The sequence below is a fragment of the Streptomyces sp. NPDC050147 genome, from assembly GCF_040660195.1.
GTDB lineage: Bacteria > Actinomycetota > Actinomycetes > Streptomycetales > Streptomycetaceae > Streptomyces.
In genome coordinates this window covers 351806-366633 of record NZ_JBFALJ010000002.1, presented here as the reverse complement: position 1 = coordinate 366633, position 14828 = coordinate 351806, and the positions used below count along the sequence as shown (strand labels likewise).

Sequence of the window (14828 nt, the reverse complement as noted above, 5' to 3'; positions counted from 1 at the left end):
TGTTTCTCCTCAAAGACGTTGAGCTTTGCGGCGACTTTAGATGGCCTGTGCGGCTGCTATGAGCGGGGTACCAGGAAGGGTGACGTTGGCCACTGGCGTCGCGGCTGTCACTCCACGACCTGTCGGCCCTCCGGCCGCGCGCTGCACGAGGCGCGGAAGGCGCAGTGCGTGCAGTGCTGGCCCGTGGTCGGCGAGAAGCGTTCGTCGAGGACCTTGCCGGCCGCGGTGGCGAGCAGGTCGCCCACCCACTCCCCGGAGAGCGGCTCCTGGGCCTGCACCTTGGGGAGGGTCTCACCGCCGTCCTTCTTGGCGGCGCCCTGGCGCAGCTGCACCAGTTCCGCGCCGCCCGCCTCCGGACGTACGCCGTCGAAGGCGTCGTCGACCGCGCCTTCGCGCAGGGCGAGCTGGTAGACGGCGAGCTGCGGGTGGCGGGCCACTTCGGCGGCGGTGGGGGTCTGTTTGCCGGTCTTGAAGTCGACTACGTAGGCACGGCCTTGCGCGTCCTGCTCCACGCGGTCCATGGAGCCGCGTACGCGTACTTCGTAGGGGCCCGCTTCGAGGGTGACGTCGAAGTCGTGCTCACTGCTGACGGGGGTGCGGGACGCCCGGTCCATGACGTGCCACTGGAGGAAGCGTTCGAGCGCCACGCGCGCGTGCTCCTTCTCCTGCGCCGACTTCCAGGGGGCGTCGAAGGCCAGCGCGTCCCACACCGAGTCGAGGCGCTCCATGAGGACGGCGAGGTCGGCGGGTGTCCTGCCGGACGCGACCTCGTCGGCCAGGACGTGCACCACGTTGCCGAAGCCCTGGGCGGCGGTCGCGGGGGCGTCGGCCTTCACCTCGCGGCCGAGGAACCACTGCAGGGAGCAGGTGTTGGCGAGCTGGTCCAGGGCGCTTCCGGAGAGGACCACGGGCTTGTCGCGGTCCCGCAGGGGGACCTCGCTCGCCGTCGGCTCGTACATGCCCCACCAGCGGTACGGGTGCGCGGACGGCACGAGGGGGCGTCCCTCGGCGTCGCTCAGCGCCGCGAGCCGGGCCAGGCGGTGCGCGGCGGCCTCGCGCAGCGGCTCCGAGACCCGGGGGTCGACGGTGGTGGCGCGCAGTTCGGCGACGAGCGCCGAGACGGACAGGGGGCGGCGCGGCCGGCCCGTTATGTCCTTGGGTTCGACGCCGAGTTCGGTGAGGAAGCGGGACGGTTGGTCGCCGTCGTCCGCGGGCGCCTTGACGGCGGTGACGACGAGGCGTTCACGCGCGCGCGTGGCGGCCACGTAGAACAACCGGCGCTCTTCGGAGAGGAGCGCTCCGGGGGTGAGGGGCTCGGCGAGGCCGTCGCTGCCGATGCGGTCGGCCTCCAGGAGGGAGCCGCGGCGGCGCAGGTCGGGCCAGAGGCCTTCCTGGACACCGGCGACCACCACGAGCCGCCACTCGAGGCCCTTGGAACGGTGCGCCGTCATCAGGCGTACGGCGTCGGGTCGTACCGCCCTGCGCATGAGGGTGTCCGCGGCGATGTCCTGCGCCTCGGTCTCTTCCAGGAAGTTGAGCGCGCCGCGCCCGCCGGTGCGCTCCTCCGCGCGAGAGGCGTACGCGAAGAGGGCGCAGACCGCGTCGAGGTCGCGGTCGGCGTTGCGCCCCGCGGCCCCTCCGCGGCGCGCGGTCCGCTCCAGGCGGCGCGGCCACGGCGTGCCGTCCCACAGCTCCCAGAGAGCCTCCTCGGCGGTGCCACCGCCCGCGAGGCGCTCACGGGCCTTGCGGAGCAGCGCACCGAGCCGCTGGGCTCCGCGCGCGTACGCGGGGTCGTGCGCGACGAGCCGCTCCGGTTCGGCCAGCGCGCGCGCAAGGAGTTCGTCGGAAGGTGGCGGAAGGTGGTTCCCCGCGGCACGCTCCTCCGCGCGAAGGGCCCGCCCCAGGCGGCGGAGATCGGCGGCGTCCATGCCGGCGAGGGGAGAGGCGAGGAGGGTAAGAGCGGTCTCGGTGTCGAGCCAGGTGGGGGCCGTGACTACGGGGCGGGACGCGGGGGCGGGCTCCCCGTCGGGTCCAGCCCCGCCCTCGACCTCAGCCTGGACGTCGACACCGGCCTCGACCCCAGCCTCCACGTCGACACCGGCTTCGGCCTCGGCCTCGACCCCAGGAGGCGTCGCCTCGGACACCACCGCCGTGGCCACCGCCCGTAGTGCCGTGAGAAGGGGCGTGACCGCCGGTTCGTGGCGCAGCGCGATGTCGTCGCCGTCGATGTCGAGGGGGACGCCGGATGCCGTGAGGCTGCGGCGGACCGCGGGGATCGTGTGGGCTCCCGCGCGGACCAGGACCGCCATCTCACCCCACGGAACGCCGTCCTCCAGATGCGCGCGGCGCAGGATGTCCGCGATGTTGTCGAGTTCGGCGCCCGCCGTCGGATAGGTGTAGGTCTCCACGCGGCCGCCCTCCCGGACCGCGGCCAGCTCCCGGTGTGCCCGCACCTTCTCCGCGGGCAGCCTGGTCAGCGGCATACGGCGGGTGAGCAGCCGGGTGGCCGCGAGGAGGCCCGCTCCTGACCTGCGGGACGTCGTCAGCACCTCGACCGGCGCCGGAGTGCCGTCCGTGCGCGGGAAGTCGTCGGGGAACTCCAGGATGCCGTTCACGTCGGCGCCCCGGAAGGTGTAGATCGACTGGTCCGGGTCGCCGAACGCCACGAGGGACCGTCCGCCCCCGGCCAGGGCGTGCAGCAGCCGCACCTGCGCCGGGTCCGTGTCCTGATACTCGTCCACGAACACCGCGTCGTACTGCGCGCCGAGCGCCCGTGCCACCTCTGGGCGCTGTGCGAGCAGCACCGCGCGGTGCACCAGTTCCGCGTAGTCGAGCACTCCTTGCATGTCGAGTACGTCCAGGTACTCCGCGAGGAAGGCCGCCGCAGCGCCCCAGTCAGGGCGCCCCGCGCGGCGGGCGAAGGCGTCCAGGGCGTCGGGACCGAGCCCCAGTTCACGGCTTCGGGCGAGCACCGCGCGCACCTCGTCGGCGAAGCCCCGTGTCGTCAGGCAGGCGCGCAGTTCGTCCGGCCAGCGGACGTGGGAGCGCCCCTCCCCCGCGAGGTCGATCTGGCCCGCGAGGAGTTCGCGTACGGCCACGTCCTGTTCAGGACCCGAGAGCAGCCGGAGCGGCTCGACGAACAGGTCGGCGTCCTGGTGGGCGCGGATGAGGGCGTAACAGAAGGAGTGGAAGGTCGTGGCCTGCGGGGCGGTCGCCGCGCCTATGCGCAGCGCCATGCGGTCGCGCAGCTCCACCGCGGCCTTGCGGCTGAAGGTGAGGACCAGGACCCGTTCCGGCTCCGTGCCCTTCGCGATCCGTGCGGCGACGGACTCCACGAGCGTCGTCGTCTTGCCGGTGCCGGGCCCCGCCAGGACGAGCAGCGGCCCCCCGGGGTGGTCAACCACCGCACGCTGCCGTGCGTCAAGACGAGGGGGGTCCACGCGGACCGGCGGGGTGCGCACCAGCCGATAGGCGCCCTGAGCCCCCTGGCGCACCTGAGGGTGCGACGGGTGCCGGGTGTGCCGGGCGGAAGAAGTGGAGCTCACGTGGGTCGCCGGTCCTGGTGGGTGTACGTGGTGAAAAACGGCTGCGCGATGGCTGCGGGGTGAGAGAAATGCGTGCTGTCGACGCTACGCCAGCGGGCGTGCGGGACGGGCGGCTTCCCCTGTACGGGCCAGCGGGCGTGCGGGACGGGCGGCTTCCCCCGTACGGGCCACCGGCCCCCCACGGCGCCGCGGGATGGCCGAAGCTGTCAGGTGTGAGCCTCCGGAGCCCGCGGGTGGTCGGCGCCGCTGCCCGCCGCGTCGGGGACAGCTGTCGTGCCGTCCCACCGGGCCCTGCGCATATCCAGGCGCGGCACATGGCCCTGGGCCGCGCGGCTCGCCTCACGCAGTGGCGTGCCCTCCGCGCGGTAGTGGCCCATCGCCCGCAGTTCGTGACCGGGCAGGAGCACACCGTCCGAGCGGACCACACGCCACCACGGAACCGCCCCTCCGTAGAGAGCCATCGCCCGGCCGACTTGCCGGGGGCCGCCCTCCTCCAGCCATTCGGCGACGTCCCCGTACGTCATCACCCGGCCCGGAGGGATCAGCTCCGCGACCTCCAGGACCCGCTCCGCGTATTCCGGGTACTGCGGAAGCTCTTGCTCCGGTCCGCTCTCCTCGCTCATCCGGTCCATCCTGCCGTACCCCACCGTCACCGTGAGCGCCCCGCGACAGAGTGTGCGGTACGAGACAAACTGGAGCTGTGTGAACACTTTGCGCCCCCGCATTGCACCCTGATGCCCCCCTCTGTCGGTGGGACATGCCACCATCGTGCGGGCGGTGACTGGTGATACGAGATCAAGAAGAGGCGACGGAGCAGCAGGATGTGCACCCCGATGAGGCGGCGGGCACCCCTGCGGCCGAGGCGCACCCGGACGCCGGTGGGCACCCCCTGAAGAAGCACGAGAAGTTCGAGAAGTCCGGCGGGGACGAGGACGGGTCGTCCATGGCCGACCAGGACGGCCCCGACGCCCACGTGCCCGACGGCCGCGCCGACGCCTTCGTGCCCGGCGGCTGCGCCGACGACGAGGGAGCCCACGCCGATCGCGTCGCCGGTGACGAACCGCTGCTCGCCGCGCGCGTGCACCGTCCGTCCGACCTGATGCGGCTGCTCGTCGGCATCCTCGGGATCGCCGTCGTCCTCGCCATCGCCGCGTTCGCGCACGGTACGACGTCGGGTCTCGCCCAGGACATCGACAAGGGCACGGACCAGGCGCCCGACCTTCTGATCAAGTTCGCGGGCCTCACCGCGAGCATCGGCGTCCTGCTCGTGCCCGTGGCGTTCGCCATCGAGCGGCTGGTCAAGCGGGACGGTCTGCGCATCGCCGACGGCGTCCTCGCGGCCGTCCTCGCGCACGGCGTGACCCTTGCCACCGACCTCTGGGTCGCCAAAGCCGCCCCGGGCTCCATCCAGGAGGCGCTGACCCGGCCTTCGCCCGGCGATCTGCACGCGCTCACCGATCCCGTGCACGGCTATCTCGCCCCGGTCATCGCGTACATGACAGCCGTGGGGATGTCCCGCAGACCGCGCTGGCGCGTGGTCCTGTGGGTGGTGCTGCTGCTCGACGCCTTCACCATGCTGGTCACCGGCTACACGACGCCGTTCTCGATCATCCTGACCGTCCTCCTCGGCTGGAGCGTGGCCTACGGCACGCTGTACGCGGTCGGCTCGCCGAACGTCCGGCCCACCGGCCAGACGCTGCTCGCCGGTCTGCGGCACGTCGGCTTCCACCCGGTGAGCGCGGCCCGCGAGGACGCCCCCGACAGCGAGCACGGCGACCGGGGCCGCCGCTATTTCGTCACCCTCGAGGACGGCCCGCCCCTGGACGTCACGGTCATCGACCGCGAACAGCAGGCCCAGGGCTTCTTCTACCGCGTGTGGCGCAGACTCACGCTGCGCGGCATCACCCAGCGCCGCAGCCTCCAGTCGCTGCGCCAGGCCCTGGAACAGGAAGCCCTCCTCGCGTACGCGGCGATCGCGGCCGGGGCCAACGCGCCCAAACTGATCGCCACCTCCGAGCTCGGACCCGACGCGGTGATCCTCGTCTACGAGCACACGGGCGGCCGCACCCTGGACTCCCTGCCGGACGACGTCATCACCGATGAACTGCTGCGCGACACCTGGCGGCAGGTGCAGGCGCTCCAGTCGCGGCGGATCGCGCACCGCAGGCTGGCGGGCGACGCGATTTTGGTGGATCGTTCCGGCACGGTGATCCTGACCGACCTGCGCGGCGGTGAGATCGCCGCGGGTGACCTGGTCCTGCGGATGGACATCGCGCAGCTCCTGACCGCCTTCGGACTGCGCGTGGGCGCCGAGCGCGCGGTCGCGAGCGCGGTCGACGTGCTCGGCCCCGACACGGTCGCCGACTGCCTTCCGCTGCTCCAGCCCATCGCGCTGACCCGCTCCACCCGCGGGACCCTGCGCAAGCTGGCCAGGGAACGGTCCCAGCGTGAGCGCGAGGCGGTGCTCGATGCGTCCCGCAGGGACAAGCTGGCCCGCGCGGCGGATGCGAACGCCGACGCGGCGGCGGAGGCCCTGGAGGCCGCCGAAGGGGGCGGCAAGGGCCCCGACCGCAAGACCGTGCGCGCGGAGAAGCAGGCCGAGAAGCAGGCGATAGACGTCGCGCTCGAGCAGGCCCGCGAAGAGGACCTGCTCACCCAGATCCGCCACCAGGTGCTGCTGATCCGGCCACAGGCGCCCGTCGAGCCCGCCCAGTTGGAGCGGATCAGGCCGCGCACGCTGATCAGCTTCATCGCCGGGGCCATCGGCGCGTACTTCCTGCTCTCCCAGCTCACCCACGTCGACTTCAACACGATCGTCGGCGAGGCCGACTGGGGCTGGGTAGCCGTGGCCGTGGCGTGCTCGGCGCTGAGCTATTTCGCGGCGGCCATGAGTCTGCTCGGCTTCGTGCCGGAGCGTGTGCCGTTCCTGCGGGCCGTGCAGGCGCAGGTCGCCGGGTCGTTCGTGAAGATCGTGGCGCCCGCCGCGGTGGGCGGGGTCGCGCTCAACACGCGCTTCCTGCAACGCTCCGGGGTCCGCTCCGGTCTCGCGGTGGCGAGCGTCGGCGCCTCGCAGCTCTTCGGCCTCGGCTCGCACATCATGCTGCTGATGATCTTCGGTTATGTGACCGGTACGGAGAAGACGCCGTCCCTGTCGCCGTCCCGGACCGTCATCGCCGGCCTCCTGTCGGTCGCCGTGCTCGTGCTCGTGGTGACGGCGATCCCGTTCCTGCGGAAGTTCGTCGTCACGCGCGTGCGGTCGCTGTTCGCGGGCGTCGTGCCCCGCATGCTCGACGTACTGCAGCGCCCGCAGAAGCTGCTCACCGGCATCGGCGGCATGCTGCTCCTGACGCTCATGTTCGTGCTCTGCCTCGACGCTTCGGTACGTGCCTTCAGCACCACGGAGATGAAACCGCTGACCCTGGCCAGTGTCGCCGTGGTCTTCCTCGCCGGGAACGCGCTCGGCTCCGCCGCGCCCACGCCCGGCGGTGTCGGCGCGGTGGAGGCGACGCTCACCTTCGGTCTGATCGCGGTGGGTGTGCCCAAGGACGTCGCGGCGCCGGCCGTGCTCCTGTTCCGCCTCCTCACGCTGTGGCTGCCGGTGCTTCCCGGGTGGCTCTTCTTCAACCACCTGACGAGGAAAGGCCTTCTTTAGGGAGGTCCTTCTTTAGGAGGGGCCTTCTGTGGAGGAGGCCTTCTTCACTAGAAGGACGCCTGTTCACGGAAGGCCGAGCCAGCCGTGCGCCCCGTCCGCACCCCCCGCAGGATGGGGAGCATGCCCAACCTCAAGGCGCGTGCCGCCGCCACCGTCGTCCTGCTGTCCGCGACCCTCGCGGCCTGCGGCGGAGACGACACCAAGGACTCCGGGGACGAGAACCTGTCGGCCCAGGAGCTCAGCTGGAAGGACTGCCCCGCGCCCGCCGCCTCCGAAGGCGGCGGCGAGGCCCCGTCCCCGCTGCCCGGCGGCGCCGCGTGGCAGTGCGCCACCATGAAGGCCCCTCTCGACTGGGACAAGCCCAAGGGGGACACCCTCGACATCGCCCTGATCCGCGCCACGACGAGCGGCAAGAAGGACCAGAGGATCGGCTCGCTCATCTTCAACTTCGGTGGCCCGGGCGGCTCGGGCATCACCACGCTGCCCGCCTTCGGGGAGGACTACGCCAAGCTGCGCACCCGCTACGACCTGGTGAGCTTCGACCCACGCGGCGTCGGCCGCAGCGCGGGCGTGAAGTGCCAGGACGACGAACAGCTCGACACGTACTTCCAGCAGGACTCCACGCCCGACGACGACGCCGAGCGGAAGGAGCTCGTCGCCAACGTGAAGGGCTTCAACGGAGCCTGCGAGAAGAACTCCGGCGAGGTGCTCCCGCACGTACGCACCACCGACGCGGCCCGTGACATGGACCTGATGCGCCAGGTGCTCGGCGACGACAAGCTGCACTACTTCGGCATCTCGTACGGCACCGAACTCGGCGGCGTCTACGCGCACTTGTTCCCCGAGAAGGTGGGCCGCGCCGTCTTCGACGCGGTCGTCGACCCCACCGAGACGGCGGAGCAGGGCTCGCTCGGCCAGGCCGAGGGCTTCCAGCTCGCGCTCGACAACTACGCCAAGGACTGCACGTCCAAGGTCGCGGACTGCCCCGTCGGTGACACGGAGCAGGACGTCAAGGACAAGATCGCGAAGCTCCTCGACGACCTGGACACCAAGCCGCTGCCCGCCATCGCCCCGCGCGAACTGACCCAGACCGCCGCCACGAACGGCATCGCCCAATCGCTGTACTCCAAGGACTTCTGGCCGTATCTCACGGAGGGCCTCGACGAGGCGTACGACGGCGACGGCAAGATCCTGATGACGCTCTCCGACTCCATGAACGGCCGCAACCAGGACGGTACGTACAGCAACATCCAGGCGGCCAACATCTCCATCAACTGCGCGGACGACAAGGAGCGCCCCACCCCGGAGTACGTCGAGCAGCGGCTTCCCCGGTTCCGTGAGGCGTCGGCGCTGTTCGGCGACTACCTGGCATGGGGCATGGTCGGCTGCACGGACTGGCCGGTGGACGGCGCCGCCGACCATCCGGACGTCAGCGCGCCGGACGCGCCGCCCATCGTCGTCATCGGCAACACGGGCGACCCGGCCACGCCGTACGAGGGCGCGAAGAAGATGGCGGACGCGCTGGGCAAGGGCGTCGGCGTCCAGCTGACGTACAAGGGCCAGGGGCACGGGGCGTACGACAGCAAGAACAAGTGCGTGCTCGGCGCCGTGAACAGCTACCTGCTGGACGGCACGGTGCCGAAGGAGGGCACGGTCTGCTCGTGACGGGGCAGCGGCCGCCCGGCCCGCCAAAGGCGTTGTCAGCGGTCCCGCCTACTATGGCTTGACTGTCTTCCAAGGGGGGAAGCGCTTCATGCCGCGTTTCGTACGGTCAGCAGCCATGGCCGCCGCAGGGGTTCTGGTGGCGGGGCTCGCCGTCGGCTGCGGTGGTTCCGACGGGGGCGGGGGCAAGGACGACGCGAAGCCCGCGCCGACAGGACCCGAGCAGTCACCGAAGCCCGACCCCGCCTCCACCCTGCCCGCCTCGCTCACCACCCAGAAGCTCGACTGGGGCGGCTGCAAGGCGTCCGGCAGCGATCCGGCGCCCGGCTCCGACTGGCAGTGCGCGACCCTCAAGGTCCCCCTGGACTACGCGAAGCCGGACGGCGAGACGATCGACGTCGCGCTGATCCGCGCCAGGTCCACCGGTGAGGGCAAGCGCATCGGCTCGCTCCTGTTCAACTTCGGCGGACCCGGCGGCTCCGGTGTCTCCATGCTGCCGTCGTTCGCCGACATGTACGACACGCTGCGCGAGCGGTACGACCTGGTGAGCTTCGACCCGCGCGGCGTCGCGGCCAGTGAGGGCATCCGCTGCCGCAGCGACAAGGAGACCAAGGCCGCGGAGGCCGTCGATCTCACTCCTGACACTCCGGCCGAGGAAGCCGCGTACTTCAAGGACGCGGCCGACTTCGGCGCGGGCTGCGCCGACGACTCGGGCAAGCTCCTCAACCATGTCTCGACCGTCGAGGCCGCCCGGGACATGGACGTGATGCGCCAGGTTCTCGGCGACGAGAAGCTGCACTACATGGGCATCTCGTACGGCACCGAACTGGGCGGCACGTACGCCCACTTGTTCCCCAAGAAGGTCGGACGCCTCACTCTGGACGCCGTGGTCGACCCGACCGCGGACTCGGTCGGCCACGCGAAGAACCAGGCACGGGGATTCCAGCGCGCCCTGGACAACTACCTGAAGTCCTCGGGCCAGGACCCGAAGGACGGCTCGCAGAAGATAGTGCGCCTCCTGAAGCGCCTCGACGCCGAGCCGCTGCCCGGGTCGGGCGACCGCAAGCTGACCCAGTCCCTGGCCCTCACCGGCATCACGGTCACCCTGTACAGCAAGCAGAGCTGGCCCGCCCTGACCCGCGGACTGGAGCAGGCCGAGAAGGGCGACGGCTCGGCCCTGTTGCAGCTGGCCGACGCCTACAACGAACGGGACGCGTCCGGGCGTTACAGCACGCAGAGCCACTCGCAGCGCTCGATCGCCTGCCGCGACGCCAGCGCGCGGACGACGCCCGCGCAGGCGAAGGCGCAGCTGGCGGACTTCCGTGAGATATCGCCTGTCTTCGGCGAGTTCATGGGCTGGGACACGGCGGGCTGGTGCCACAAGTGGCCGGTGGCCGGGCTGCACGACTCTCCGGACGTGAGCGCGCCGGGCGCGGCGCCGATCCTGGTGGTCGGCAACACCGGGGACCCCGCCACGCCCTACGAGGGCGCGCAGAAGATGGCCGACGAGCTCGGCAAGGGCGTGGGCACCATGCTGACCTGGAAGGGCGAGGGTCACGGCGCCTACGGCATGGGCAGCGACTGCGTGGACGAGACGGTCAACGACTATCTGCTGAACGGCAAGGCGCCGAAGACCGGCAAGGTCTGCGAGACCTGAGCACGTCAGCCCGTCCGGCGTTCGGGGACGAGCTGACAAGGCGATGGGCCCGCACCTTCAAAAGGGTGCGGGCCCATCTCCGTTCACGCGCTACGCCTAGTAGACCGGCTTCTCGGGCTCGATCTGGTTGACCCAGCCGATCACGCCGCCGCCCACGTGCACCGCGTCGCTGAAGCCCGCGGACTTCAGCACGGCGAGGACCTCCGCGGACCGGACACCCGTCTTGCAATGCAAGACGATCTTCTTGTCCTGCGGAAGGTTCTCCAGGGCGGTGCCCATGAGGAACTCGTTCTTGGGGATCAGCTTGGCGCCGGGGATCGAGACGATCTCGTACTCGTTCTGCTCGCGCACGTCGATGATCTCGATCTTCTCGTCCGCGTCGATCCACTCCTTGAGCTGCTTGGGAGTGATCGTCGCGCCGAGCGCCGCCTCCTGGGCCTCGTCCGACACGACGCCGCAGAAGGCCTCGTAGTCGATGAGTTCCGTGACGGTGGCGTTCGGGCCGCAGACCGCGCAGTCCGGGTCCTTGCGGACCTTGACCTGGCGGTACTGCATCTCCAGGGCGTCGTAGATCATCAGGCGGCCGACCAGCGGGTCGCCCACGCCGGCCAGGACCTTGATCGCCTCGGTGACCTGGATGGAGCCGATCGACGCGCAGAGCACGCCGAGCACGCCGCCCTCGGCGCAGGAGGGGACCATGCCGGGGGGCGGGGGCTCCGGGTAGAGGCAGCGGTAGCACGGCCCGTGCTCGCTCCAGAAGACGGACGCCTGGCCGTCGAAGCGGTAGATCGAACCCCACACGTACGGCTTGTTGAGCAGCACGCACGCGTCGTTGACCAGGTACCGCGTGGCGAAGTTGTCCGTGCCGTCGACGATCAGGTCGTACTGGCTGAAGATGTCCATCACGTTCTCGGCTTCGAGCCGCTCTTCGTGGAGGATCACGTTCACGTACGGGTTGATGCCGACGACGGAGTCCTTCGCCGACGCCGCCTTGGAGCGGCCGATGTCGGCCTGGCTGTGGATGATCTGGCGCTGCAGGTTCGACTCGTCGACCTCGTCGAACTCCACGATGCCGAGCGTGCCGACGCCCGCCGCGGCGAGGTACATCAGCGCCGGTGACCCGAGGCCGCCGGCGCCGACGCAGAGCACCTTGGCGTTCTTCAGCCGCTTCTGCCCGTCCATCCCCACGTCGGGGATGATCAGGTGGCGGGAGTACCTGCGAACCTCGTCGACGGTGAGCTCAGATGCTGGCTCGACCAGGGGTGGCAGCGACACGGGGACTCCGTTGGTCGGTATGTAGGAACGGTGGTTCTGTCCGTAACACTGCCACGCCCCTCTTCATTCCGAGACACCCGTTCCGATGCGCGAGACGATCTCGTCCCAGTACCCGGGCATCGACTCCCAGGGGTCGTCCACTCCCCCGCCGTCGACACGGTCGGTGAAGTAGATCGTCGACGCGCCCTGCCAGCGCGCGATGCGCAGCGCCTCGTCGAGATGGCCGCGGGGCATGCCGTGCACGAAGTGGCAGAAGCGCTCGGGCGGATAGTCGGCGGTCCACTCGGCCACCTGTGACCAGCGGTAATCGCTCCATGGGCCGGAGAACGTCACCAACTGGTCGGCGGATTCGGCGTATCCGGGATACGGATGGGTGCCGTGCCCCAGAACGATGTGCGCGTCGTCGCAGAGCGCCCGCAGCGTCGTCACCGTCCTGCGCACCTCCGGGAGCGCCGCGCGCTCGGTGGGACAGCGGTCCAGCGAGAATCCGTCGACCTGGTACCAGTCGAGGTAGCGGTGCGCGTCGGAGACGAGCTCGCCGAAGCTGCGCGCGCCGTACGTGACGTCGAGGTGACCGAGAACACGCACTCCCGCGTTCCGCAGCCGCCCCGCCGCCTCCAGGCAGTGCGGGTCGGGCCGGTCCCCGGGACCCCTGCTCACATTCAGGACGACCCAGTGCAAAGGGGCACCAGGGCGAGTGAGTTCGGACCATTCGCCGGGTGCGACGAGAGGGTGCGCGAACCCGGGGATGCCGAAGCCGAGACGTACGTCGGTGTGTGCGGTGCCCGTGGTTGTGCTGGTCAGATGCGGCATGCCGCCTCCATCCAGATGTCGGCGAGTGATTCCTCGAGGTTGATGCGGGGGCGCCAGCCGAGCCGGTCGCGCGCGGTGCGCACATCGGCCTGCTGCCAGCTGCCGCACCCGTCGGGGTAGGGGTAGGCGGCCGGGCTCCCGTGCTCGGATTCGGTGCGGGGGTGCCCGATGGATGGCCGCAGGACCCCTTGGTCCAGCTCGTGCAGGGCGCCGCCGTACCCGGCGACGCGCGCCAGGACGGCCGCCGCGTCGCGCAGACGCACCGCCCGGCCCGCTCCGATGTTCACGATCCCCTGGGCGGCGGAGAGCGAGGCGGCGTGCACGGCGCGCGCCACGTCGCGTACGTCGATGAAGTCCCGTTGGACGCCGAGCCCTCCGAGCTTGAGCTCGCCGTCACCGGCCTGCATGGCCCGCCGCATGGCCTCGGCGAGCCGCCCGAGCGGTGATCCGGCCGGGGTGCCGGGCCCGGCGGGTGAGAACACCCGCAGGACGACCGCGTCGAGACCGGACCCGAGGACGAGTTCGGTGGCCGCGAGTTTGCTCACGCCGTACGGTCCGCCCGGCCTGGGCACGGCGTCCTCGGCGGTGGAGGACCCCGGCTGGCTCGGCCCGTACTCGGCACCGCAGCCCAGTTGCACGAGCCGTGCCCCGCATCCGCTGCGGCGCAGGGCCTCACAGATCGTGGCGACGGCGACGGTGTTGTGCCGGGTGAGCTCGCGGGCACCGCCACGGGTGGCTCCCGCGCAGTTGATCACGACGCCCGGGTGCACGGCGTCCAGGAAGCGGGTGAGCGCGCCGGGGCTGCCGCTCGCGAGGTCGAACCGTACGTCCGAGTCGTCGCCGCGGCCGAGCGCTGTGAGCTGCACCGCCGGGTCGGCGAGCAGCCGGTCGGCGACGAACCGGCCGAGGTATCCGTTGGCTCCGATCAGCAGCACCCTCATCGGGCGGCTCCCGACTTGGATTCTCGGATGCTGGGGGTGCTCATCTGGCGTTCTCCTTCAGGGGGTTGCCGTGATTCACGGGGTAAGGCCCGCGGTGTCGGCCCCGCGGGAGAGAGGGTTTCGGATGGGGCCAGGAGGGACTGGCGGGCGCGCATCCTCAGGGCGCTCCGGCGCCGTGCGCGGAGGCCCGGCTGAGCACCCGCAGGCAGTGGAGCAACAGCACGGCCGCGGCGGCGCCGCACGCGACGAGGGGAACGACGCCGGCTCCCGCGGCCCGGACGGCGCCCTCCACCGGCGCCGCGAGCCAGTCGCATCCGGGCAGGCGCCCCGCGAACACGGAGGCCAGTGAGAGCACCTCCGTCGCACCCGCGGCTCCCAGCATCAGCAGGGGTGCCCGCGTGAACCCGTACGAGGAGAGCAGCCGGGCAAGGAGCAGCAGCGCGCCGAGCGCTCCGGCGGCGGCGGAGGCAGGTACGCCATAGACGGCGGCGGTCCCCACGAGCAGGGCCCCGAGGGCGCACAGGTACAGGGCGACGACGCACAGGAGCAACGGCCTTACGGAGGCCGTGAATTCAGTGAGCCCTCGGCTGAGCGAGAGCCGCCGTCGTGCCCCCACGGCGAACAGCCGCACGCAGTACACGGCGGGGGCCACGGCGAGCGAGAGCCCCAGGGCCGTGGCGGTCGACGGCCCCCAGAGGCCGTCGGGCCCGCCCGAGAGGGCGGCCCGCATCAGCTCGTCGCCGAAGAGTGCGTACGCGACGAGAAGGCACGCCCACGCGCGCGGGGCGGGCCCGACATGGTGCGCGGAACGCAGCGGTCCGTACCGAAGGGCCACCCGGAGGGCGAAGGCCACGGCGAGCGCCCCGCCGAGCCCCACCGCGTACCGCGCACGCCCCTCGCTCAGCTCGATCCCCACGGCGGCGAGCCCGCAGGCCGCACCCGGCAGCAGGGCGAACAACGCCCATCCGGTGGCCGATTCGGGGGCATCGCGCGCGGGGGTGGCCACGGGGGCGCCGCGCTCCTCCGCGTCGCGCGGCACGCGCGCGTACATCTCCTCGGCGAGCGCGAACACGTCGCGGTGCCTGAACCGCGCGGCAGTCCGGTCGGTCACTCCGTGTGCCTCAAGTCCGGCGGCGATCTCCAGCGGGTCGACGGCGCGCGCGCAGAGCTCGCGATGCCGGTGCATCAGCGCCTTCACGGGGTCCACGGCACCGCGCCGCGGGGGCTTGCCGGGGCCCGCGCCGGTGCCGCCATCGGCAGCGCTGTCAGCATGGGCACTGCTG

The 14828-nt window shown here is 71.5% G+C and carries 9 protein-coding genes; 3 read left to right on the top strand and 6 right to left on the bottom strand.

Annotated features, from left to right (window positions below; genetic code table 11):
* Positions 1-107 precede the first annotated feature (107 nt).
* Positions 108-3545: an ATP-dependent DNA helicase gene (locus AB0I94_RS05300; RefSeq protein WP_363308060.1), complete on the bottom strand. Its 3438-nt coding sequence runs from the start codon at positions 3543-3545 to the stop codon at positions 108-110.
* 206 nt (positions 3546-3751) lie between these two features.
* Positions 3752-4168, bottom strand: a complete 417-nt coding sequence (locus AB0I94_RS05295) for an MGMT family protein (protein WP_363308059.1) — start codon at positions 4166-4168, stop codon at positions 3752-3754.
* Between the two features lie 161 nt (positions 4169-4329).
* Here AB0I94_RS05295 and AB0I94_RS05290 point away from each other — a divergent pair, with 161 nt between their 5' ends.
* The 3 genes from AB0I94_RS05290 (at position 4330) to AB0I94_RS05280 (ending at position 10516) form a co-directional block, all read left to right on the top strand.
* Positions 4330-7197, top strand: a complete 2868-nt coding sequence (locus tag AB0I94_RS05290) for a lysylphosphatidylglycerol synthase transmembrane domain-containing protein (RefSeq protein WP_363308058.1) — start codon at positions 4330-4332, stop codon at positions 7195-7197.
* A gap of 120 nt (positions 7198-7317) precedes the next feature.
* Positions 7318-8862 (top strand): alpha/beta hydrolase, encoded by a 1545-nt coding sequence (locus tag AB0I94_RS05285; protein ID WP_363308057.1) that lies wholly within the window; start codon positions 7318-7320, stop codon positions 8860-8862.
* Positions 8863-8950: 88 nt separating this feature from the next.
* Positions 8951-10516 carry an alpha/beta hydrolase gene (locus AB0I94_RS05280; RefSeq protein ID WP_363308056.1) on the top strand — a complete coding sequence of 522 codons (1566 nt, stop codon included), beginning with the start codon at positions 8951-8953 and terminating at the stop codon, positions 10514-10516.
* Between the two features lie 96 nt (positions 10517-10612).
* On the opposite strand, the gene moeZ is transcribed toward AB0I94_RS05280, so the two are convergent.
* The 4 genes from moeZ to AB0I94_RS05260 all read right to left on the bottom strand — a co-directional run bounded on the left by moeZ (position 10613) and on the right by AB0I94_RS05260 (position 14752).
* Positions 10613-11791 carry an adenylyltransferase/sulfurtransferase MoeZ gene (gene moeZ / locus AB0I94_RS05275; protein WP_363308055.1) on the bottom strand — a complete coding sequence of 393 codons (1179 nt, stop codon included), beginning with the start codon at positions 11789-11791 and terminating at the stop codon, positions 10613-10615.
* A 63-nt stretch (positions 11792-11854) separates the two neighbouring features.
* Entirely contained in the window at positions 11855-12604 is a 750-nt protein-coding gene (locus tag AB0I94_RS05270) for a spherulation-specific family 4 protein (protein ID WP_363308054.1), read from the bottom strand.
* A complete protein-coding gene (locus tag AB0I94_RS05265) occupies positions 12592-13545 on the bottom strand; it encodes an NAD-dependent epimerase/dehydratase family protein (RefSeq protein WP_363308053.1) in 954 nt (317 codons plus the stop codon). The genes AB0I94_RS05270 and AB0I94_RS05265 overlap by 13 nt, the downstream gene beginning before the upstream one ends.
* Before the next feature lie 157 nt (positions 13546-13702).
* Positions 13703-14752, bottom strand: a complete 1050-nt coding sequence (locus AB0I94_RS05260) for a hypothetical protein (protein WP_363308052.1) — start codon at positions 14750-14752, stop codon at positions 13703-13705.
* Positions 14753-14828: the final 76 nt, after the last annotated feature.